Consider the following 21437-nt stretch of genomic DNA (forward strand, 5'->3'; position numbering starts at 1 on the left):
GCAGAATTGGCGAGGGTTGCGACATCTTGATGGCGGAGATGCAGTGCTGCCCGATCCTCGCCGGTGCTCCAACCGAGCTGTCGCGCGCTTCAGCCCGCCACGGCGGTGTACTCGGTCTCGACCGAGGAATCGTGGAGCTGGTGATCGTAGCCGTAGATGTGGATCGAGATAGCGTCACCGACGCCACGGTTCTGCATGCGGTGGATGTTCGGACCCGTCGGTAGCATGCAGGCGACATAACCGGCCTGCCGCTCCTGCTCCTCGGTCGGCACGGCGCGGCTCGCATCAATGGCGCGATACCAGGTTTCCGTGACCGTGCCCGAGACGACGCCGAAGCAGCATGAGCAATGATGGTCGTGGATGCAGGTGGTGGCGCCATCACCCCAGACGATAGCCCAGACGCTGACCGCCTCATTGCCGGCGAGCAGGTTGCGGGTATAGCCGCCTTGCTTGCGCAGCAGCGGCAGGCGCTGGATCAGGTCGGGGATGGCGACGAGCTCGTTGAGGACGCTGCGCGCCGCGGCAAGATAGTCGCGCGAGCAGGTTCCCTCATGCGTCCGCAACGCATTCAGCACCGCGCCACGCCGCTCCTCGCCGAGAAAGCCCTGCATTGTCCCTCATCTCCGGTCACGTCCAATGAGGGAGAATGATAGGCCGGACACAGTGGGAATGGTTTGCGATCCTCCGCTCCAAGCAAGGCAAACTTGGAAACTGATACCAATCCCGACCAAGATATGAGAAAGGAATTTCTACTCGCGCATAGCGAGCGGTATTCTGTTCCGAGAAGGTCCATAGCCTGTGGTCAAGCTCGACGCCTTCGATCTGCGCATCCTCGCGCTGCTTCAGGAGGATGCGAGCAAGCCGCTGGCCGAGATCGCCGAGGCCGTCGGATTGTCGCCGACGCCATGCTGGCGGCGCATCCAGAAGCTCGAGGCGGAAGGCTACATCCGGCGGCGGGTCGCGCTGCTCGACCGCGACAAGCTCAAGGCCGGCGTCACCGTCTTCATCGCGGTCAAGACGGCGCGCCATACGATGGAATGGCTCGAGCGCTTCCACGCCGCCGTGCACGATCTGCCCGAGATCGTCGACTTCTACCGGATGAGCGGCGACATCGACTATCTGCTCAAGGCCTATGTCTCGGATATCGCCGCCTATGACGCGCTCTACAAGAAGCTGATCGCCCGCATCGAACTCAGCGACGTCACCTCCATGTTCGCCATGGAGGAGCTGAAGTCGACCACGGCGATCCCGCTCGGCTTCGCCACCGAGGGGTGATCTCCTCTCCGTCCTGCTCGCCCTTATGACGAGCATCCACGTCTTGAACACGGCCCTCGACCAGCAAAGACGGGGATGGTCGGGACAAGCCCGACCATGTACGGGAAATGGCCTACCTGTTGATCTCGAACAGACCGGCGCAGCCCATGCCGCCGGCAACGCACATGGTGACGACGGCATAGCGCGCCTTGCGGCGGCGGCCCTCCAGCAGTGCGTGGCCGACGAGCCGTGCCCCGCTCATGCCGAAGGGGTGGCCGATGGCGATCGCGCCGCCATTGACGTTGACCTTCTCGGGATCGATGCCGAGCGTGTCCCGGCAATAGAGCGACTGCGAGGCGAAGGCCTCGTTCAGCTCCCACAGATCGATGTCGGAGACCTTGAGGCCGTTGCGCTCGAGCAGGCGCGGCACGGCGAAGACCGGGCCGATGCCCATCTCGTCGGGCTCGCAGCCGGCAGAGGCGAAGCCGCGGAAGATGCCGAGCGGCGTGAGGCCACGGCGCCTGGCCTCCTCGGCCGACATCACCACGCTGGCGGAAGCGCCGTCGGAAAGCTGGCTGGCATTGCCGGCAGTGATGAACTTGTCCTCGCCACGCACGGGCTTGAGCTTGAGCAGGCCCTCCAGCGTGGTTTCGGGGCGGTTGCCCTCGTCCTTCGACAGCGTGACCTCTTCCTGCCGAACCTCGCCGGTCGCCTTGTCGGTGACGGCCATCACCGCGCTCATCGGCACGATCTCGTCGTCGAAGAGCTGGCGCTGCTGGGCGCCGGCCGTGCGACGCTGGCTCTCGACCGAGAATTCGTCCTGCGCCTGACGCGAGATGCCATAGCGCTCGGCGACGATGTCGGCGGTCTCGATCATCGACGTGTAGATCGTCGGCTTGTTGGCCTTCAGCCATTCGTTCTCGGTCAGGTCGCGCCGCACCACCGGCCCCACCAGCGAGATCGACTCGACCCCGCCGCCGATCGCGACCGGTACGCCGTCCATCACGACCCGCCGCGCCGCATGCGCGATCGCCTCCAGCCCCGAGGCGCAGAAGCGGCTGACGGTGACGCCGGCCGACTGCACCGGGATGCCGGCGACGAGCGCGCCATGGCGCGCGACATTGCCGCCAGTCGCAGCCTCAGGATAGCCGCAACCCAGCACCACCTCCTCGACGCCTTCCGGCTCGAGCTTCGCCCGGGCCATGGCGTGCCTGATCGCATGGGCGGCCATGTCGGCGCCGCGGACCTGGTTGAAGGCACCGCGATGCGCCTTGCCGATCGGCGTGCGGGCTGTCGAGACGATGACGGCTTCGGTCATGGCGCTTCACATCCTGTCTGGCATTGCGGCCGCGGCCGCCATTTTAACTTGGGTGTCGGCTCGTGTCGGGCCGCCTTCAGGCGGCTGCAGCCTTCACGCTGGAGAAGCCTTTGCCCTCGGCGGCGAGCTTGCGCAACAGCGGCGCAGGTTCGAGCGAAGCATCGCCGCTCTCCGCCGCCTGCTGCTCCAGCCGCTTGACGATGACCTCGAGGCCAACACTCTCGGCCCAATGCATCGGCCCGCCGCGCCAGGCCGGCCAGTTGTAGCCGTTGAGCCAGACCGTATCGATGTCGCCGGCGCGCGTCGCGATGCCCTCCTCGAGGATGCGCGCGCCCTCATTGACCATCGGATCGAGCAGCCGCGCCAGAATCTCCTCGCTGGTGAAGCTGCGCCGCGTCACGCCCTTCTCTGTCGAGACCGCGGCGATCAGGGCCTCGACCTCGGGATCGCGCTCGCCGCTGCGGGCGCCCTCGGGATAGCGATAATAGCCCCGCCCGGCCTTCTGGCCGAACCAGCCACGCTCGCAGATCGCATCCGCCACCGCGGCGGTCTTGCCGCGCGCCTTGCGGCTGCGCCAGCTGATGTCATTGCCGGCGAGATCGGACATGGCGAAAGGCCCCATCTTGAAGCCGAAGCCGGTCAGCGCCGCATCAACTTCATGCGGCAAGGCGCCTGCGACCAGCAGGCGCTCGGCCGCGCGGGTCCGCGCTTCCAGGATACGGTTGCCGACGAAGCCGAAGCAGTTGCCGACCACCACCGGCACCTTGCCGAGCTTGCGGCCGAGCGCGATCGCGGTCGCGACGACATCACCAGCGACTCCGACCGGGCGGACGATCTCGAGCAGCTTCATCACATTGGCCGGGCTGAAGAAGTGCATGCCGAGCACTTCGCCTGGTCGGGTCGTGATCGCAGCGATCTCGGCAAGGTCGAGATAGGAGGTGTTGCTGGCGAGGATCGCGCCCGGTTTGGCGATCCCATCGAGCGCGCCAAAAATCTCGCGCTTGACGCCCATCTCCTCGAAGGCGGCCTCGATCACGATGTCGGCTTCAGCGGCAGCGGCGAGCCCGACCGCCGGCGTGATCAGGGCCATGCGCTGCTCGCGCACCGCCTCGATCATCGAGCCGCGCTTGACCGAGAAGCCATAGGTGTCGCGCACCCGGGCATAACCCTTGTCGATCTGCTCCTGCGTCGTCTCGATCAGCGTCACCGGGATGCCGGCATTGGCGAAGCACATGGCGATGCCGCCGCCCATCGTGCCGGCGCCGATCACCGCAGCGCGCGCGATCGAGCGCGGCTTGATGCTGTCGTCGATGCCCGGAACCTTCGCCGCCTCGCGCTCGGCGAAGAAGGCATAGCGCAGCGCCTTGGAGCGCTCGTCGGCGAGGAGCTTCACGAACAGTGCGCGCTCGTTCGCATGCGCCGCCGCCGGCGCCAGCGTGAAAGCGCCGCGCACCGCCTCGACCAGCGCCGCGACATTCGGCATGTCGCCGGACTTCGCCAGCGCATCCTTCGCCGACGCTTCGAAAGCTTCGCGATCGCCCGTTGTCAGCTTGTCGGCCCGCTCGCCGGTCTTCGCGGGAGCATCCTTGCCTGCCAGCTCCTGTGCCAGCGCGACCGCCGCTCCGACGGCATCGCCCTCGACCAGCCTGTCGACCAGTCCGAGCGCAAGCGCCTTCTGGGCCGCGATCGGCTCGCCCGAGAGCATCATCGGGAAGGCGGCGGCTGCCCCGATCAGGCGCGGCAGACGCTGCGTGCCTCCGGCGCCGGGGATTAGTCCGAGCTTGATTTCCGGCAAGCCGAGCCTGGCGGCAGGCGTCGCCACGCGGCCCTGGCAGGCGAGCGCAACTTCGAGCCCGCCCCCCAGCGCGACACCCTCGATCGCCGCGACGACGGGCTTCGCGGCTTTCTCGATGGCATCGAGCAGATCGGGCAGGATCGGCGGCGCCGGCGGCTTGCCGAATTCGCTGATGTCGGCCCCGGCGATGAAGGCTTTGCCCTGTGCGGCAATGACCAGTGCAACCACGTCGCTGTCGGCCAGCGCTTGCGTCAGCGCCTGCAGGAGATCGGCACGCAGCGCAGCGCCGAGCGCGTTGACCGGCGGATTGTGCAGCGTCGCGATCGCCACCTGGCCTTGGCGGGTGAGGGTGACGGTCTGCATGCCTGCCTCCATTTGTGCTGCGCGCCGCAAGGAGCCGGGCGGGAGGGGTGCTGTCAAGCCGGGGTACCGTTGCCCCGCCCCTTCCTTGACCGGCCAGCTTGCCTCGCCCATCGTCTGCCGCCCGCTTTCGGCGGGATCGAAATGAGAAGGCTGGCATGACGCAGACCGTTCTGAGCGAGACCCCGGCCGAGGGCATCAGGCAGATCATCATGAACCGGCCCGACCGGCGCAACGCGCTCGACCGCGTCACCTATCAAGGGTTGATCGATGCGCTCGCCGCGGCCGACGCCGACGCCTCGGTGCGTGCGGTCGTGCTCACCGGCGCGGGCGGCTGCTTCACCAGCGGCAACGACATCAAGGATTTCGCGGTGGCGGCTGCGACCGGCGTCGGCGCCGAGATCGCCATCGACTTCCTGAACGCGATCTCGACGGCGAAGAAGCCGATCATCGCGGCGGCGGAGGGTTTCGCCGTCGGCATCGGCACCACCATGCTGCTGCATTGCGACCTCGCCTTCGCCGGACGCGAGGCCAGCTTTCGCCTGCCCTTCGTCAGCCTCGGCCTCTGCCCGGAGGGCGGCTCGAGCTATCTCCTGCCTTTGGTCGCCGGCAGCAAGCGCGCCGCCGAATTGCTGATGCTGGGCGAGGCCTTCGGCCCCGAGCTGGCGCAGGAAGCCGGCCTGATCAACGGCGTCGCCGAAGAAGGCGGCGCGCTCGCGCTTGCGCTGGAAAAAGCCAAGGCGCTGGCGGCCCTGCCTCCACAGTCGGTCGCGCTGACCAAGGCCCTGCTCAAGCGCGGCAGTGCCGCCGCCGTGGCGGAGACGATCGCGACCGAGGCGCGCCATTTCGGCGAGCGGCTGCAGTCAGCCGAGGCGCAGGCCGCCTTCATGGCATTCCTCACCAAGCGCTGACGACGGCGCGAAACCTTCGCACTGCTGTCGCGGAACCAGCGGAACATCCTGCTCCCCATCAGGTTGACGCACGCGCCACCCGGCGCGGTCGCGCAAGGAGCAGGTTGTGCAGCTGAAGGTCGTCGCCACTCTCGTCTATCGCTTCGACCATGAAACGCCGGTGATCGTTGCGATCGAGCCGGCGCGGTCCTCGGACCAGTCCATCCTCTCGGACCGGTTGCTGATCGACCAGGCGGCCGAGCTGATCCGAGACGAGGATCCCGCCACGGGCGTCCGTCGCTTTCGCGCTGTGCTCTCCGGGCAGGTCTCGATCCAGTACCAGGGCGTGATCGACAATGGCGCGCGCCCCTTCCTGCAGGCCGGCGCGCATCAGCATGCCTGGGCCGAATTGCCGGCGGAGGTGCTGCCCTATCTGCTGCCGAGCCGCTTCTGTCCCTCCGACAGCCTGATGCGCTTCGCCCAGCGCGAGTTCAGCGACATCGAGGCCGGCGGTGCCAAGGTGCTCGCCGTGGTCGACTGGCTGCAGGAGCATGTCGACTACGTCCATGGCGTCAGCAACGCCCAGACCACGGCCGAACAGACCTTCATCGACCGCGCCGGCGTCTGCCGCGATTTCAGCCATCTCGGCATCGCGCTCTGCCGCGCGCTCAACCTGCCGGCGCGTGCCGTCAGCGTCTATGCCGCCGAGCTGAATCCGCCGGATTTCCACGCGGTCTTCGAGGTCTTCCTCGACGGGCGCTGGTGGTTGGTCGATCCGACCCGGCTCGCACCGATCGACGGCATGGTCCGGATCGCCGCCGGGCGCGACGCCGCCGACATCGCCTTCCTGACCAGCGGCAGCCTGTGCCAGTGCCTCAGCCAATGGGTCGAGGTCACGCGGATCGAGGACAGCGAGCCGGCCGAGGCGGCCTGACCCGGTGATGAGCCGGCCGCTCAGCCGCGGCGATCAATCATCGTCGTCATCATCGTCACGACGGCGGCTGCGTCTCCGCCAGCGATAGTAATCGTCATCGCGCCAGCGCCGCCGGTAGCCATCGTCGTAATAGCGGCGGCGATACCACCGGCGGCGCCGACGATCGTCATCATCGTCATCATCGTCGGCCCGCGCTGCCGTCGCGGTCAGCACTGAGCCGGCGATCACCATGGGCAACGCAAAAAGCGCCAGCCGCAGCAGCTTCCGCCGTCCTTCGTCGGTCTCGCTCATCATCGTCTCCTCTATACCGACCATGCCCCATGGCAGCGGGACAACTTGGCGGATTTGGGAAGAACGAGTGGCGATCGGCCTTATTCCGGAGGGGACGATTTTCGCGTACGATTCAGGCCGGCTGCACCGCGGCCAGCCTTCGCGCCCTAAGGAGGCTGCGTGCCAGCGCGGCCAGGAAGAGCATTGCCTGCACCACGACGATGCAAGGTCCGGTCGCGACATCGAGATGGAAGCTCAGGATCGTGCCAAGGACGCTCGACGTCACCGCCGCGGCGATCGCAACCAGCAGCATCAGGTCGAAGCGGCGCGTCGTCAGGTAGCCGATCGCACCGGGCGCGATCAGCATCGCGACGACCAGGATGATGCCGACCGCCTTCAGCGCCGCGACGATGGTCAGCGCCAGCATCGCCAGCAGGCCGAAATGCAGCGCCCTGACCGGCAAGCCGATCGCTCGCGCATGTGCCGGATCGAAGGCATGCAGCAGGAAATCGCGTCGTTTTATCAACATGAGGCCGGCAACCGGCAGGGCAATCAGCGCCGTCTCGGCGATGTCGCTCCAGGTCACGCCGAGCATGTTGCCGAACAGGATGTGCATGAGGTGCTGGTCGCTATCGACCTTGACGAAGAGCACGAGGCCGAGCGCGAACATGCCGGAGAATACGATGCCCATCACCGTGTCCTCCTTCACCCGGCTGTTCTCCTTGAGGTAGCCGATGCCAAAGGCGCAGGTGAGGCCCGCCGCAAAGGCGCCGAGCGCCAGCGGCAGGCTCGCGATATGCGCCAGCACGATGCCGGGCAGCACGGCATGCGAGACCGCGTCGCCCATCAGCGACCAGCCCTTGAGCACCAGGAAGCAGGAAAGAACAGCGCAGACGAAACCGACCATCACGGCAATGGCGAGCCCGCGCAGCATGAACTCGTGGGCGAAGGGTGCGAGCAGCCAGGTTTGAAGCAGGCTCATGCCGCGCCTCCTGCACTGGCGGCGCGGCGCGCGCCGAGGCGGCCATGCTTGGGCGCGAACAGGAAGGCGAGGAGGAACAGCGCCGTCTGGAAGACGACGATCAGCCCACCGGTCGAGCCGTCGAGGAAATAGCTGGCATAGGCCCCGACCGCCGAGGTCACGACGCCCATGGCAACCGCGATCGCGATCAGCCGGCCGAAACGGTCGGTCAGCAGATAGGCGGTCGCACCCGGCGTCACCACCATGGCGATGACGAGGCAGGCGCCGACCGTCTGCAGGGCCGCGACGGTGCAGGCCGAGAGCAGCACGAAGAACAGGATCTTCAGCCGTGTCGGTGACAGCCCGACGGCGCGCGCCTGGTTCTCGTCGAAGAAGACCAGCATCAAATCCTTCCAGCGCAGCAGCAGGATGGCCAGCGAGACGAACGCGATGATCGCAACCTGGATCACGTCCTCGTCGGAGATGCCGAGGATATTGCCGAGCACGATCGACTGGACGTTGACCGAGGTCGGGTTGATCGAGACGATCAGCAGGCCGACGGCGAAGAAGCTGGTGAAGACGATGCCGATGACGGCGTCCTCGCGCAGTTGCGTGCGCACCCGGACCAGCGCCATGGCGAGCGCCGCCAGCAGGCCGGAGAAGAAGGCGCCGGCGGCATAGGGTACCTTCAACAGATAGGCGAGCGCGACGCCGGGTACGATCGCATGCGCCAGCGCATCGCCCATCAGCGACCAGCCCTTGAGCATCAGATAGCAGGACAGGAAGGCGCAGACGCCGCCGACCAGCGCCGAGACCCAGATCGCCTTGACCATATACTGGTAGCCGAAGGGTTCGAGCAGGAGTTCGATCACGGCCGGCCATCCTTCCTGCCGGCAGCGGGCTTTTCATGGTCGCGCTCGCCATAGAAGACGAGCGGGCGTTCGTCGTCGGTGATCACGGTGACGCGCCGGTCGTCGGCATCGGCGTGCAGGCTGGCGCCTTCCAGGCGGAAATGTCGGAGCGCACCGCCAAAGGCCCGCTGCAGATTATCCTGCGTGAAGGTCGTCTCGGTCGGGCCGGCCGCGAGCACGGTCTTGTTGACGATCACGACCTGGTCGCAGAAATCCGGGATCGAGCCGAGATTATGGGTCGAGACCAGCATCAGCCGCCCCTCGGCGCGCAACTCGCGCATCAACCCGACGATCTGATCCTCGGTCTTGACGTCGACGCCGGTGAAGGGCTCGTCGAGCAGGATCACCTGCCCGCCCTGCGCCAGCGCGCGGGCGAGGAAGACGCGCTTGCGCTGGCCACCGGAGAGCTCGCCGATCTGGCGGCGGCGGAACTCCAGCATGTTGACGCGCTCCAGCGCCTGCTCGGCCGCCTCGCGGTCGGCCTTCCGCGGCAGGCGCATGAAGCCCATATGGCCGTAGCGCCCCATCATCACGACGTCGTCGACCAGCACCGGGAAGGTCCAGTCGACCTCCTCGGCCTGCGGCACATAGGCGACGAGGCCGCGCTTCAGCGCTTGGCGCACCTCCATGCCGGCGATGCTGACCAGCCCCTGCGCCGGCTTCAGGAAGCCCATCAGCGTCTTGAAGATCGTCGACTTGCCGGAGCCGTTGATGCCGACCAGCGCACAGATCGTACCCGGGCCGAGCGCGAAGGACGCGTCGTTCACCGCGGTGACGCCATTGGCGTAACGGACGGTGACGCCGCTGACCACGATCGACGGCGTCGGTCCCTGCCCAGCGCGGATCTCCGCGGTCTGCCGGTTCACTGGCCGAACCCCTTCGCAATCGTATCGACGGTGACTTCGAGCAGCTTGAGATAGGTCGGCACCGCGCCGCGGGCATCCGAGAGCGAGTCGACATAGAGCACGCCGCCATATCTGGCGCCGGTCTCGCGCGCGACCTGCTTGGCAGCCTTGTCCGAGATCGTGCTCTCGCTGAACACAGCCGGAATCTTGTTCTTGCGGACGAGGTCGATCAGCCGGCGCACCTGCTGCGGCGTGCCCTGCTCATCGGCGTTGATCGGCCAGAGATAGGCTTCGCGCCAGCCATAGTCGCGCGTCAGATAGCTGAAGGCGCCTTCGCTGGAAACGAGCCAGCGCTTGTCGGCCGGGACCTTGTCGAGCCGAGCACGCAGGGGGCCATCCATCGCCTTGATCTGCGCTGCGTAGTCGTTGGCGTTCCTGGCATAGGTCGCGGCATTGGCCGGGTCGGCCTCGGCCAGCGCCTTGCGGATGTTCTCGACATAGATCAGCGCGCTAGCCGTCGACATCCAGGCATGCGGGTTGGGCTTGCCCTCATAGGGACCCTCCTTGATGCCCATCGGCGCGATGCCGTCGGTCACCACCGCGCTCTTCACGTTCTTCACATTGTCGAAGAACTTCTCGAACCAGCGCTCGAGGTTCATGCCGTTCCACAAGACGAGATCGGCCGACTGCGCCTTCACCACGTCGAGCGGCGTCGGCTGGTAATCGTGGATCTCGGCGCCGGGCTTGGTGATCGATTCGACGATCGCGGCCGTGCCGGCGACGTTCTGGGCGATGTCCTGGATCACCGTGAAGGTGGTGACGACGCGCAAGGGCTTGCCCGGCGTGGCCTGCGCAAAGGCAGAACCGGCAAGGCCGAAGGCCAGTGTCGTGGCGGCGGCAAGGCCAAGGAAATAGCGGCGCGACGACATGGTCTCTCCAATAGCGAAACAGGCGATGATGTAACGCTATTGCAAACCACTTGCATCTGTCAACGCAGTTGCAAACGAATTGCGATAAAGCAGTTTTTGCAAATGCCTCTCAGGGTTGCTACCTCTCGCGCATGAAGGGAATCGACCAGCGCGTGGCGGCATTCGAGCTCCAGCTCCGCAAGGCGGGGCTGCGCATGACCCAGCAGCGCCGGCTGATCCTGCGGGTCCTGGCCGAGGCCGACGACCACCCCGATGCGAAGGGCATCTTCACGCGTGCCTTCGTGCACGACCCGACGCTGTCGCTCTCGACCGTCTATCGCACGATGAAGCTGCTGGAGACCCAAGGCGCGATCGAGCGCCACGCCTTCGAGGACGGTGTCTCGCGCTACGAGCACGCCGACCAGCAGCACCACGATCATCTGATCGATGTCGAGACCGGCCAGGTCGTCGAGTTCTCCTCGCCGGAGATCGAGGCGCTCCAGGCCAAGATCGCGGCCGAACTCGGCTACGAGATCGTCCGGCACAAGCTGGAACTGTATGGGCGCCAGACCAAGCCGGTGCGGCGCAAGCCCGGCAAGAAGGAAGCGTAACGCCCCTTTCCGTCATGGTCGCCCTTGTGGCGACCATCCACGTCTTCCTTCGTGAGAAACGGCTTTCAAGGCGTGGATGCTCGGGACAAGCCCGAGCATGACGTCGCGGCGGCCTCTATGGCCTCACCCCGCCTTGCGCTTGTTCTGCCGGTTGGCGATCAGGTCGTCGACGACGGCCGGATCGGCCAGCGTCGAGGTGTCGCCGAGCGCGCCGAACTCGTCCTCAGCGATCTTGCGCAGGATGCGGCGCATGATCTTGCCGGAGCGGGTCTTGGGCAGGCCGGGCGCGAACTGGATCAGGTCCGGCGAGGCGATCGGGCCGATCTCGTTGCGGACGTAGGAGACCAGTTCCTTCTTCAGGTCGGCCGAGGGTTTCTCGCCCGCCATCAGCGTGACATAGGCGTAGATGCCCTGCCCCTTGATGTCGTGCGGATAGCCGACGACCGCGGCCTCCGAGACCTGGGGATGCGCGACCAGCGCCGATTCGACCTCGGCCGTGCCCATCCGGTGGCCGGAGACGTTGATCACGTCGTCGACGCGGCCGGTGATCCAGTAGTAGCCGTCGGCGTCGCGCCGGCAGCCGTCACCGGTGAAGTACTTGTTCGGATAGGTCGCGAAATAGGTCTCCTCGAAGCGCTTATGGTCGCCATAGACCGTGCGCATCTGGCCGGGCCAGCTCTCGGCGATGACGAGATTGCCCTCGGCCGCGCCCTCCAGCACCTTGCCTTCGGCGTCGACCAGCTCGGGCTTGACCCCGAAGAAGGGCCGCGTCGCTGAGCCGGGCTTGAGCTTTGTCGCGCCCGGCAGCGGCGAGATCAGGATGCCGCCGGTCTCGGTCTGCCACCAGGTGTCGACGATCGGGCAGCGGCGCTCGCCGACGACGCGGTGATACCACTCCCAGGCCTCGGGGTTGATCGGCTCGCCGACCGAGCCGAGCAGGCGCAGCGACTTGCGCTTGGTCTTCTTCACCGGCTCTTCGCCGGCGCCCATCAGCGAGCGGATCGCGGTCGGGGCGGTGTAGAAGATGTTGACCTTGTGCTTGTCGATGACCTCCCAGAAACGCGAGATCGTCGGATAGGTCGGGATGCCCTCGAACATCAGCGTCGTCGCGCCGTTGGCGAGCGGGCCATAGAGGATGTAGCTGTGGCCGGTGACCCAGCCGACATCGGCGGTGCACCAGTAGATGTCGCCGTCATGGTAGTCGAAGACGTATTGATGCGTCATCGCGGTGTAGACGAGATAGCCGGCGGTCGTATGCAGCACGCCCTTGGGCTTGCCGGTCGAACCCGAGGTGTAGAGCAGGAACAGCGGATCCTCGGCCTTGACCTCGACCGGCGGGCAATGGCCCGAGACCTTAGCGGCCTCGTCATGGTACCAGACGTCGCGGCCGTCCTTCATGGTGACGTTGCCACCGGTGCGCTTGACCACGATCACCGTGGCGATGCCGCCCTTCACCTTGTCGTCGGCAGCATCGACATTCTTCTTCAGCGGCACGGCACGGCCGCCGCGCAGGCCTTCATCGGCCGTGATCACGATCTTTGAATCGGAGTCCTCGATGCGGCTCGCCAGCGAATCCGGCGAGAAGCCGCCGAATACCACCGAATGCATTGCACCGATGCGGGCGCAGGCCAGCATGGCGTAGGCCGCCTCGGGAATCATCGGCAGGTAGATCGTGACCCGGTCGCCCTTCTTAACGCCCTTGGCCTTCAGCACGTTCGCGAACTTGCAGACCTCGGTATAGAGCTGGCCATAGCTGATCTTCTTCGACTCTGAGGGATCATCGCCCTCCCAGATGATCGCCGTCTGCTTGGCCCGCGTCGCGAGGTGCCGGTCGATGCAGTTATACGCGACGTTGGTGGTGCCGTCCTCGAACCATTTGATCGAGACCTTGCCCGGCTTGTAACTGACGTTGCGGACCTTGCTGTAGGGCTTGAACCAGTCGATCCGCTTGCCCTGCTCCGCCCAGAACTTGTCCGGATCCTTGATCGAGGCCGCATACATCTTCTTGTACTTGGCGTCGTTCAGCCATGCCTTCTTGGCCCAGGAAGCCGGCACATCGTAGATCATCTCGGTCATCTCAGGCGTCTCCCCAGACTTGGGCCATCGTTGGGGCCGATCAGCGCCAGCTGGCGCGCAGCGTCAGCCCGACATCCCATCGGCTTCTTGAATTTCGCCGCATCATAGGGCGCGAACCTCAGCCGGCAAGCCGCAGCGGGCTCGCACTTTGGTTGCTGCGACTTTCGGCGAGGATGGGAACGCTCAGAGCCCGCCCATCTTGCAGACGAGCGCCCATTCCTCGTTCGTGACCGGCTGAACCGAAAGGCGGAAGGAGGTGACGAGCGCCATCTTGGCGAGCTTCGGCTCGGCCTTGACCGCGGCGAGCGAGACCGGTTTCGGCAGGGGCTTCACCGCCTTGAAGTCGACCAGCACCCAGGGCGGGCCGGCCTCGGTCCAGGGATAGTGCTCCTTGATGACCTCGACGATGCCGACGACCTCGAGCCCCTCATTGGAATGGTAGAAGAAGACCTGGTCGCCCTTCTTCATCGCTATCAGGTTGAGCTTGGCGGTGTGGTTCTTCACCCCGTCCCAATGCGTGCCCTTGGCACCGGCCTTGACCTGGTCCTCCCAGGAAAACACCGAGGGTTCCGATTTGATCAACCAGTGCGCCATCAGCCCTCATCCTCTTCCTTCAAAGGCACCGGCGGCCGCGACGCCGCCTCGCCGTTCTCGTTCCAGAACCTGACCATCTCGCGCGTCAGCGCGGCATAATCCTCGGGCGAGAGCTCGATCCGGGTCTCGCCCTCGCCGAAAGGCAGGATCAGCACGAAGCGGTGCGTGTCCTCGGCGCGCCGACGGCGCAGTTCGATCACCCGCCCGGCGATGCGCCCGGCGAGCGGCACCGGCTGGCTCTCGCTCACCAGTTCCGCGCCAGTGGTCTTGCGCACCTCGGCGATGCCCCGCGCCACGCGCTTCGTCAGATCGGACCAGTCATTCGCCATTAGTGTCTCCGCTACCGAACCTCATGGCCGGATCTCGACCGGCGTCCCTTCGGGAACACGCGACCAGATCTCACGAATCTCGGCATTGGTGACGGCAACGCAGCCATCCGTCCAGTCGCGTTCGCGATGCAGCCTGCCGAGCCAGCCGAGGCCATTGCGGATGCCATGGATCATGATGTCGCTGCCGGGCGAGACGCCGGCCTGCCGCGCCGCCTCGTTCGCGCGCGCATCGGGATAGGAGATGCGCAGGGCCAGATGATAGCGGCTGCGCGGATGTTTGAAATCGACGGCGTAGACGCCTTCCGGCGTGCGTCCATCGCCTTCACGCGCCTTTTGCCCGATCGGGCTCGGGCCGAGGGCGACGGCATAACGGGCGAGCACCCGGCCATCGCGTTCGAGTGTCAGCCGACGGGCGGCTTTTTCGACCACGACCCGCGTCGCCTGTGTTTCGGTTGACGCGACCGCCGGCGGCACCCGGAACACCTGCATGAACTCCAGGCCAACAGCTAGAGCCGCTCCTGCAACGGCGAGAATGACGATGCGCTTCAGCATCAACCTCATCAATTCTCGGCCCGCACCGGCCGAGCCAGCAAATCGGCGACCGCCTCGCGTACGCCGACGGTGCCGGCGATGATGGTCGCGACCGCCTCGGCGATCGGCATGTCGATCTGCTGCGCCCGCGCCATCTCGACCAGCACGGAGGCGGTGAAGGCACCCTCGGCGAGCTTGCCACCGGCGGCTTCGGTCGGCGATCTGCCCTGCCCCAGGGCCTGGCCATAAGCGAAATTGCGCGATTGCGCCGTGGCACAGGAGAGCACGACGTCGCCCAGTCCCGAAAGCCCCATCAAGGTCTCGGCCTGCGCGCCATGGGCTTCGCCGAAGCGGCGCAGTTCCGAAAAGCCGCGCGCCACCAGTGCGGCCCGGGCGCTCTCGCCAAGCCCGAGACCGATCGCGATGCCAGCGGCAATGGCAAGCACGTTCTTAGCGGCACCGCCGATCTCGACGCCGCGCGGATCGCTGCTGTGATAGATGCGCAGCGCGGATGAATTCAGCGCCTCGGCCAGTCCCTGTGCCAGTACGGCGTCGCTACAGGCAAGTGTCAGCGCTGTCGGCAGGCCACGGGCGATATCGGCGGCAAAGCTCGGCCCCGACAGCACCGCAGGAACCGCATGCGGCATTGCCTCGGTGATGATCTGCGTGGTGAAGCGTCCGCTGCCCTGCTCGATACCCTTGGCGGCCGAGATCACCGGCAGCCCTTCGCGCAGCGGCGGGGCGAGTAGCTCGGAAGCCGCACGCAGCGCCTGTGTCGGCACCGCCAGGATCAGCGCCTCGGCCTGTGCCAGTGCCGCGATATCCGAAACCGGTTCGATCGCGTCGGGTAGCTTTGCACCCGGCAATCGTGGTGCCTCGCGCTTGTCGCGCAGGCTCGCCACGGTCTCCTCGTCGCGGGCCCAGAGCAGCACCCGGCGCCCGGCCCGCGCCGCGGCAAGCGCCAGCGCCGAGCCGAAAGCGCCGGCACCGGCGACGCCGATCGTCCCGTAACGGGCTTGTCCGCTCATGCCTTCGCCCTGAGTTCGTCGAGCGGCCAGCGCGGGCGCGCCACTGCGGTCATATCGTCGACCAGGCCGAGCCGCAGGCGCTCCAGACCGGCCCAGGCGATCATCGCGCCATTGTCGCCGCACAGCGCCATCGGCGGCGCGACCATCGGTAGACCGGCCTCTGTCGCGAGCCGCACCAGCCCGTTGCGGATCTGCTGGTTGGCGGCGACGCCCCCGGCCACGACCAGCGAGGTCGGCTTGATCCCGGCCTCGCGGCAGGCGCGCAGGCCGGCCCGCGTCCGGTCGACCAGCACGTCGACGACCGCCGCCTGGAAGGAGGCGCAGAGATCGGCGACGTCACGGTCGGAGAGCGGCGCGATCCGCTCGGCAACCAACCGCACCGCTGTCTTAAGGCCCGACAGCGAGAAATCCGGATTGGGCCGTCCGCTCATCGGCCGCGGGAATTCGAAGCGCTCGGGATCGCCGGCCTTCGCCTCGCGCTCGACCGAGGGACCGCCTGGATAGGGCAGGCCGAGCATCTTGGCGATCTTGTCGAAGGCCTCGCCGACCGCATCGTCGATCGTGGTGCCGAGCCGGAGGTAGTCGCCGACGCCGCGCACCGCGAGCAACTGCGTGTGACCACCCGATACCAGCAGCAGCAGATAGGGAAAGGCGATGTCGTCGGTCAGCCGCGCCGTCAGGGCATGGCCTTCGAGATGGTTGATCGCGATGAAGGGCCGGCCCGTCACCAGCGCGATCGCCTTGGCGGTGGTGAGACCGACCATGACGCCGCCGATCAGCCCCGGCCCAGCCGCTGCGGCGACGCCGTCGATCTCGGACGGCTTCATGCCGGCGGTCTCGAAGGCGCGCATCACGATCCGGTCGATCGCCTCGACATGGGCCCGCGCGGCGATCTCGGGCACGACGCCGCCATAGGCGGCATGCGCCGCGATCTGGCTGAGGATTTCGTTCGACAGGATTTTGGCTTCGCCAGAGCGTTCGACCGAGACGATCGCGGCGGCCGTCTCGTCGCAGGTCGTCTCTATGCCCAGAACTCGCATGCTCATCGTGACGTTGGGCGGGCATCGACCCTGAAGCCGGGGCGCCGCCAGGGTGCGCGGTTTCGCGCGGGGATTTCCTCCGTATAGTGCTGCATGAAGGCGAAGGCCAATGGCCAGCGCCGGTTGATGGCGCGAAAGCGGAGACCTCGCAGCGAATGACCGATATGCCGACCCCGCCACGCGAAAGCCGGCTCCCTGGCCGCTTCATTCTCGGCACGCGTGGCAGCCCACTGGCCCTGGCGCAGGCGCACGAGCTTGCGCGCCGGCTCGGCGCCGCCCATGGCTGGGACAGCGCCGAGTTGCCACTGGATGTGATCCGTACCACCGGCGACGCGATCCAGAATCGCGCGCTGTCGGAAGCGGGCGGCAAGGGGCTCTTCACCAAGGAAATCGACGCCGCCCAGCTCGCCGGCACCATCGATTTTGCCGTCCATTCCGCCAAGGATTTGCCGACCGCCCTGCCCGATGGCCTCGTCATCGCCGGCTATCTGCCACGCGAGGACGTTCGCGACGCGCTGATCGCGCGCGGCATCTCGCGCCTCGCCGACCTGCCGCAGGGCGCCGTCGTAGGCTCAGCCTCGCTGCGGCGCCAGGCCATCCTCAAGCGGGCCCGCCCCGATCTCGAGGTGACACTGCTGCGCGGCAATGTCGGACGGCGACTGGAGAAGGTCGCGAGCGGCGAGATCGATGCGACCCTGCTCGCCCTCGCCGGCCTGCGCCGCCTCGGCCTTGCCGACAAGGCAAGCGGCATCCTCTCGCTCGAGGAATGCCTGCCCGCCGTTGGACAGGGCGCGATCGCCGTGGTGATTCGCGCCAATGACGCTGCCGCCGCCGCAGCGCTCGGCCCGATCATCTGCCGCGACACCGGCCATGCCCTTGCTGCCGAGCGTGCCTACCTGACCGAGCTCGACGGCTCCTGCCGCACACCGATCGCCGGCCACGCCACCGTCGACGGCGACCGCCTGCACTTGCGTGGCCTTCTGCTCTCGCCCGACGGTAAGGCGAGCGCCGAGGGCGAGCGCCTTGGTTCCGTCACGGAGGCCGCGCAACTGGGAGCCGATCTTGGGCGCGAATTGCGCGCCCGCGCCCCGGCCGGCATCTACGATCCGGCCTGAGCAAAGTCCGCACGAGGAGACGATATGCGCGTTCTGGTGTTCAGACCTCAGCAGGATGCCGAGCGCAGCGCGCAAGCCTTGCGCGAGCGCGGCCAGGATCCGGTGGTCGCGCCGCTGTTCCAGATCATACCGAGCGGCGAGAAGCCGCCGAAGGGGCCGTTCGACGCCCTCGTCCTGACCAGCGCCAATGCCGTGCCGGCAGTGGAAACCCTGCCGAAGGCTTGGCGCGAGACCCTGCCAGCCTTCTGCGTCGGCACGCGCACGGCGGACACGGTCGGCAAGCTCGGCTTCACCGCGCACAGCGCTCAAGGCGGGCGCGCCGAGCTGCTGGCGCTGATCCTCCAACAATTGCCGAAGGGCCAGAAGCTGCTCTTCGTCGCTGGCCGTGATCGCCACGAGGACTTGCCGCAGCAATTGCGCGATGCCGGTCACGAGGTGGCCCTGTGGACGGCCTATGAGGCGAAGGCTGTCGATGCCCTGCCCGCCCCGGCCGCCGACGCCTTGCGTGACGGCTCGGCCGACGCCGCCCTGCATTATTCGCCGCGCAGCGCCCAAATCTTCCTCGACCTCGCCGGCAAGGCCGGGCTGGCCGAGCAGGCACAGGCGCTGCCCCAGATCGCACTCTCGATCGAGGTCGCCGCGCCCCTGATCGCGGCCGGTTCGGACACCGTGCTCGTCGCCGAACATCCCGAAGAAGCAGCCCTCTTCGCCGCACTCGACCAGCTTCCCGCTCGCACTCTGCTGACTGGCGATGCTAAGGAGCCGGAAGCGGCAGAGGACAAGGACGGCATGACGGCAGAGCCGAGCAGCGAACAGGGCCCGGCCGGCAAGCGCCGCAATCGCTCCGGCAGGACACCGCCGACCATCGAGCTTGCGGCTACCGACACTGTCGAGACCTTATCTGCCGAGGCCACCGCTTCGGCGACAAGCGCGGCCGCGGCCGAGCGCACCGAGACACAAGCCGAAGCGGTGCTACCGACAGAAGCGCTCGCCCAGGAATTCACGCCGCCACCGGTGCCCGAGCATCAGCGCCGCTACAATCTGCCGACCGTCGCGCTCGCCGGCCTCGCCGGTGGCGTGATCGGCGCCGGCCTGGTGCTGCTGGGTCTGCGCCTCTCCGGTCCGGATGACGGCGCGCAACTGGCCGAGCTTGCCAAGCGCGTCGAGACGTTGCAGGCACAGAGCGCCGCTTTGCCCAACCGCGCAGCACTCGATGCCGTCGACCGCAAGGCAGCGGCAGCGGCCGAGAGCGCCGCCAAGGCAAGCGGCGAGGCGCAGGCCAATGCCGCTCGGCTCGCCGAACTGGCCAAGGCAGCTCCGGCTGCCGGTGCGACGATCGCCGCCGGGCTGAACGAGAAGCTCGACCGCGCCGACAGCACCGCGACCGCGGCTCGCGACGCAGCCGCGACGCTGGGCCAGCGTCTCGCTGGCGTCGAAGCGGCCGCCAAGAGCGCTGCCCAGCCGAGCAAGCAGGCAGTGGCCGCTGCGCGCGTCGTCCTGGCCGAGCGCATCCGCGACGCGATCGGATCGGGCCGGCCCTTCCAGCCCGATCTCGCCGCCCTCGGCGACATCCCCGCCGAGCAGCGCGCAGCTCTCGCCGCGGTGGCCGGTACTGGCGCCGCGACTCGCGACCAGCTGCTGACGCAATTCAGGAGCCATCGCGCCCTTTTCGTGCGCGAAACCGTGCCGGCCGCGAACAGCTGGGAAGACAAGCTGCTTGGGCTGGCGAGCCGCATCGTCACCATCCGCCCGGTCGGCGAGTCCGGCTCAACCGATCCCGCGACCCTGCCGATTCGGCTGGAAGCGGCGCTCACCCAGAACGACGTCGTGAAGGCGGCTGAGCTCTGGACGCAATTGCCCGAGCCGGCACGGCGTGGCAGCGAAGCTTTCGGCCTGGCGTTGAGGCTGCGAGCGATCGCGGAATCGACGATCAACCGCATCGCGCAGGATGCGGTCGCGGCGCTGGGTACGGCAGGCTGAGAAGGATAGATCCCGATGGTTCGCGTACTGGTCTATCTCTTCATCATCGCGCTCGTCGCCATCGGCGCGGTCTGGCTCGCCGACCGGCCGGGCGAGGTCTCGATCCTCTGGCAGGGCTACCGCATCGAGACCAGCGTCGCGATCGCCGCGATCGGCGTCGTCGTGCTCGCCTTTCTCACTTTGGTCGCCTGGGCGATCATGCGCTTCGTCTTCGGCCTGCCCTCCGCTTTCGGCTTTGCCTCGCGGGCACGGCGCCGGGCTCGCGGTTTCGAGGCGATCTCGCGCGGCATGGTCGCGATCGGTGCTGGCGATCCCATCGCCGCCGGACGCCATGCCGTCGATGCCCGCAAATTCGTGGCCAATGAGCCGCTGACATTGCTGCTCGAAGCGCAGTCGGCCCAGCTCTCCGGCGATCGCGGCCAGGCCGAGGCCGCCTTCAAGGCGATGCTCGACAAGCCGGAAACCCGCGTGCTCGGCCTGCGCGGGCTCTTCGTCGAAGCGCGCCGGCGCGGCGACATGACCGCGGCCCGTGCCTTCGCCGACGATGCGGTGCGCCGTTCGCCTTCGCTCGCCTGGGCCAACGACGCCCTGCTCGACTTCCACACCGCCGCAGGCGACTGGCAGGCGGCTCGCACCGCGGTCGAGCGCCGGGCCGCGCTGCGCCTCTCCGACAAGGGCGAGGCCAAACGCCAGCGCGCTGTCCTGCTCGCAGCCGAGGCGCTCGACGCCAAGGATCGCGAGCCTGAGAAGGCGCTTGCCGCCGCGCTCGAAGCGGTCAAGCTCGCGCCAGGTCTGACCCCAGCCGCCGCCTTGGCCGGCCGAATGCTGTCGGAACGCGGCGACATCAAGAAGGCGGCACGATTGCTCGAAGCGGCCTGGAAGCAGGTCTCGCATCCCGATGTCGCCAGCGCCTATCTCGACGTCCGGCCCGGCGACAGTGCCCGCGACCGCCTTGCCCGTGCCGAGACGCTGACCAAGCTGCGCCCGGCTGATCCCGAAGGCGTGCTGGCCTTGGCCGGCGCCGCCATCCACGCCCAGGATTTTGCCCGCGCCCGTTCCACGCTGAAGCCGCTGCTCGCCGGCGGCGCTTCGGTCCGCGCCTGCCTGCTGATGGCCGAGCTGGAAGAGGCCGAGCACGGCGCAACCGGCCGCGTCCGCGAATGGCTGGGGCGCGCCACCCGCGCCCCGCGTGACGCCGCCTGGGTCGCCGATGGCCTCGTCTCCGATCAGTGGCTGCCGGTCTCGCCGATCTCCGGCCGGCTCGATGCCTTTGTCTGGACCGTGCCGCCGGCGACGCTCGGCAGCCAGGGCGCCCATCTCAACGACGATGTCCTCGCCGATCTCGACGAGCCCTCGGCGCCATTGCTGGAAGGCAAGGCCGAGGTCGCGGAGGCAGTGACGGTGCCGGCCGGGCTTGCCCCGCCCGTGACGATCGAGCAGCCAAAAGCCGAGGCAAAGCCGGAGCCCAAGGCTGAGGCCAAAGTGGAACCGCCTGCCGCGCCGGCTCCGCCCCCGGCGGAGCCTGTCGTCGAGATCGCGCCAGTAACGACGAAGCCGGCGCCGCAGCAGGCCAAACCCGCCCCGGTTGTCTTCCCGGTCGCGCATGCCCCGGACGATCCGGGCCCCGAGCAGCAGGCGCCAGGCGAGGCCAAGGGTCGCTTCCGGATCTTCAGCTGACAAGCACGTC

General features: G+C 67.6%; 21 protein-coding genes. 7 read left to right on the forward strand and 14 right to left on the reverse strand.

The features are described from left to right. Nucleotides 1–89 precede the first annotated feature (89 nt). A complete protein-coding gene (locus tag QO058_RS08515; protein WP_284171601.1) occupies nt 90–611 on the reverse strand; it encodes a cysteine dioxygenase in 522 nt (173 codons plus the stop codon). Between the two features lie 187 nt (nt 612–798). Between QO058_RS08515 and QO058_RS08520 the strand changes: the two genes are divergently transcribed. Further along, nucleotides 799–1275 (forward strand): Lrp/AsnC family transcriptional regulator, encoded by a 477-nt coding sequence (locus tag QO058_RS08520; protein WP_284171603.1) that lies wholly within the window; start codon nt 799–801, stop codon nt 1273–1275. A gap of 112 nt (nt 1276–1387) precedes the next feature. On the opposite strand, the gene QO058_RS08525 is transcribed toward QO058_RS08520, so the two are convergent. Together QO058_RS08525 and QO058_RS08530 are read right to left on the reverse strand one after the other, a co-directional pair. Then, complete coding sequence (locus QO058_RS08525) at nt 1388–2572, reverse strand: acetyl-CoA C-acyltransferase (RefSeq protein ID WP_284171604.1); 1185 nt, start codon at nt 2570–2572, stop codon at nt 1388–1390. 76 nt (nt 2573–2648) lie between these two features. Next, nucleotides 2649–4730 (reverse strand): 3-hydroxyacyl-CoA dehydrogenase NAD-binding domain-containing protein, encoded by a 2082-nt coding sequence (locus QO058_RS08530; RefSeq protein ID WP_284171605.1) that lies wholly within the window; start codon nt 4728–4730, stop codon nt 2649–2651. A gap of 155 nt (nt 4731–4885) precedes the next feature. Here QO058_RS08530 and QO058_RS08535 point away from each other — a divergent pair, with 155 nt between their 5' ends. Together QO058_RS08535 and QO058_RS08540 are read left to right on the forward strand one after the other, a co-directional pair. Further along, nucleotides 4886–5638, forward strand: a complete 753-nt coding sequence (locus tag QO058_RS08535; protein WP_284171606.1) for an enoyl-CoA hydratase-related protein — start codon at nt 4886–4888, stop codon at nt 5636–5638. A gap of 106 nt (nt 5639–5744) precedes the next feature. Continuing rightward, the gene (locus QO058_RS08540; protein ID WP_284171607.1) at nt 5745–6551 is read left to right on the forward strand and encodes a transglutaminase-like domain-containing protein; all 807 of its coding nucleotides are present in this window, start codon (nt 5745–5747) and stop codon (nt 6549–6551) included. Nucleotides 6552–6584: 33 nt separating this feature from the next. Here QO058_RS08540 and QO058_RS08545 read toward each other — a convergent pair whose 3' ends face one another. The 5 genes from QO058_RS08545 to QO058_RS08565 all read right to left on the reverse strand — a co-directional run bounded on the left by QO058_RS08545 (nt 6585) and on the right by QO058_RS08565 (nt 10467). Then, nucleotides 6585–6842 (reverse strand): hypothetical protein, encoded by a 258-nt coding sequence (locus tag QO058_RS08545; RefSeq protein ID WP_284171608.1) that lies wholly within the window; start codon nt 6840–6842, stop codon nt 6585–6587. 112 nt (nt 6843–6954) lie between these two features. Beyond that, entirely contained in the window at nt 6955–7803 is an 849-nt protein-coding gene (locus QO058_RS08550; RefSeq protein ID WP_284171609.1) for a metal ABC transporter permease, read from the reverse strand. Then, the gene (locus QO058_RS08555) at nt 7800–8654 is read right to left on the reverse strand and encodes a metal ABC transporter permease (protein WP_284171610.1); all 855 of its coding nucleotides are present in this window, start codon (nt 8652–8654) and stop codon (nt 7800–7802) included. The genes QO058_RS08550 and QO058_RS08555 overlap by 4 nt, the downstream gene beginning before the upstream one ends. Continuing rightward, nucleotides 8651–9559 (reverse strand): manganese/iron ABC transporter ATP-binding protein, encoded by a 909-nt coding sequence (locus QO058_RS08560; RefSeq protein ID WP_432212024.1) that lies wholly within the window; start codon nt 9557–9559, stop codon nt 8651–8653. The genes QO058_RS08555 and QO058_RS08560 overlap by 4 nt, the downstream gene beginning before the upstream one ends. Next, nucleotides 9556–10467 carry a metal ABC transporter substrate-binding protein gene (locus QO058_RS08565; RefSeq protein ID WP_284171611.1) on the reverse strand — a complete coding sequence of 304 codons (912 nt, stop codon included), beginning with the start codon at nt 10465–10467 and terminating at the stop codon, nt 9556–9558. The genes QO058_RS08560 and QO058_RS08565 overlap by 4 nt, the downstream gene beginning before the upstream one ends. A gap of 131 nt (nt 10468–10598) precedes the next feature. Between QO058_RS08565 and QO058_RS08570 the strand changes: the two genes are divergently transcribed. Further along, nucleotides 10599–11057 (forward strand): Fur family transcriptional regulator, encoded by a 459-nt coding sequence (locus QO058_RS08570; RefSeq protein WP_284171612.1) that lies wholly within the window; start codon nt 10599–10601, stop codon nt 11055–11057. A 123-nt stretch (nt 11058–11180) separates the two neighbouring features. On the opposite strand, the gene acs is transcribed toward QO058_RS08570, so the two are convergent. The 6 genes from acs to tsaD form a co-directional block, all read right to left on the reverse strand. Then, nucleotides 11181–13133, reverse strand: coding sequence for an acetate--CoA ligase (gene acs / locus QO058_RS08575; RefSeq protein ID WP_284171613.1), 1953 nt, complete (start codon nt 13131–13133; stop codon nt 11181–11183). Between the two features lie 183 nt (nt 13134–13316). Continuing rightward, the gene (locus QO058_RS08580) at nt 13317–13727 is read right to left on the reverse strand and encodes an EVE domain-containing protein (protein ID WP_284171614.1); all 411 of its coding nucleotides are present in this window, start codon (nt 13725–13727) and stop codon (nt 13317–13319) included. Beyond that, nucleotides 13727–14056 (reverse strand): hypothetical protein, encoded by a 330-nt coding sequence (locus tag QO058_RS08585; protein ID WP_284171615.1) that lies wholly within the window; start codon nt 14054–14056, stop codon nt 13727–13729. Before QO058_RS08585 ends, QO058_RS08580 begins: the two co-directional genes overlap by 1 nt. Before the next feature lie 21 nt (nt 14057–14077). Continuing rightward, nucleotides 14078–14617 (reverse strand): L,D-transpeptidase family protein, encoded by a 540-nt coding sequence (locus QO058_RS08590; RefSeq protein WP_432212025.1) that lies wholly within the window; start codon nt 14615–14617, stop codon nt 14078–14080. Next, complete coding sequence (locus QO058_RS08595) at nt 14617–15615, reverse strand: NAD(P)H-dependent glycerol-3-phosphate dehydrogenase (RefSeq protein WP_284171616.1); 999 nt, start codon at nt 15613–15615, stop codon at nt 14617–14619. Before QO058_RS08595 ends, QO058_RS08590 begins: the two co-directional genes overlap by 1 nt. After that, the gene (tsaD, locus tag QO058_RS08600) at nt 15612–16655 is read right to left on the reverse strand and encodes a tRNA (adenosine(37)-N6)-threonylcarbamoyltransferase complex transferase subunit TsaD (protein ID WP_284172846.1); all 1044 of its coding nucleotides are present in this window, start codon (nt 16653–16655) and stop codon (nt 15612–15614) included. Before tsaD ends, QO058_RS08595 begins: the two co-directional genes overlap by 4 nt. A gap of 155 nt (nt 16656–16810) precedes the next feature. Here tsaD and hemC point away from each other — a divergent pair, with 155 nt between their 5' ends. The 3 genes from hemC to QO058_RS08615 are packed head-to-tail and all read left to right on the forward strand — an operon-like array spanning nt 16811 to nt 21427. Continuing rightward, entirely contained in the window at nt 16811–17770 is a 960-nt protein-coding gene (hemC, locus tag QO058_RS08605) for a hydroxymethylbilane synthase (protein ID WP_284171617.1), read from the forward strand. Nucleotides 17771–17794: 24 nt separating this feature from the next. Further along, nucleotides 17795–19750, forward strand: a complete 1956-nt coding sequence (locus tag QO058_RS08610) for a uroporphyrinogen-III synthase (protein ID WP_284171618.1) — start codon at nt 17795–17797, stop codon at nt 19748–19750. Nucleotides 19751–19765: 15 nt separating this feature from the next. Then, a complete protein-coding gene (locus QO058_RS08615) occupies nt 19766–21427 on the forward strand; it encodes a heme biosynthesis protein HemY (protein WP_284171619.1) in 1662 nt (553 codons plus the stop codon). The last annotated feature ends 10 nt before the right edge of the window (nt 21428–21437 follow it).

The organism is Bosea vestrisii (assembly GCF_030144325.1).
Classification (GTDB): Bacteria; Pseudomonadota; Alphaproteobacteria; order Rhizobiales; family Beijerinckiaceae; genus Allobosea; species Allobosea vestrisii_A.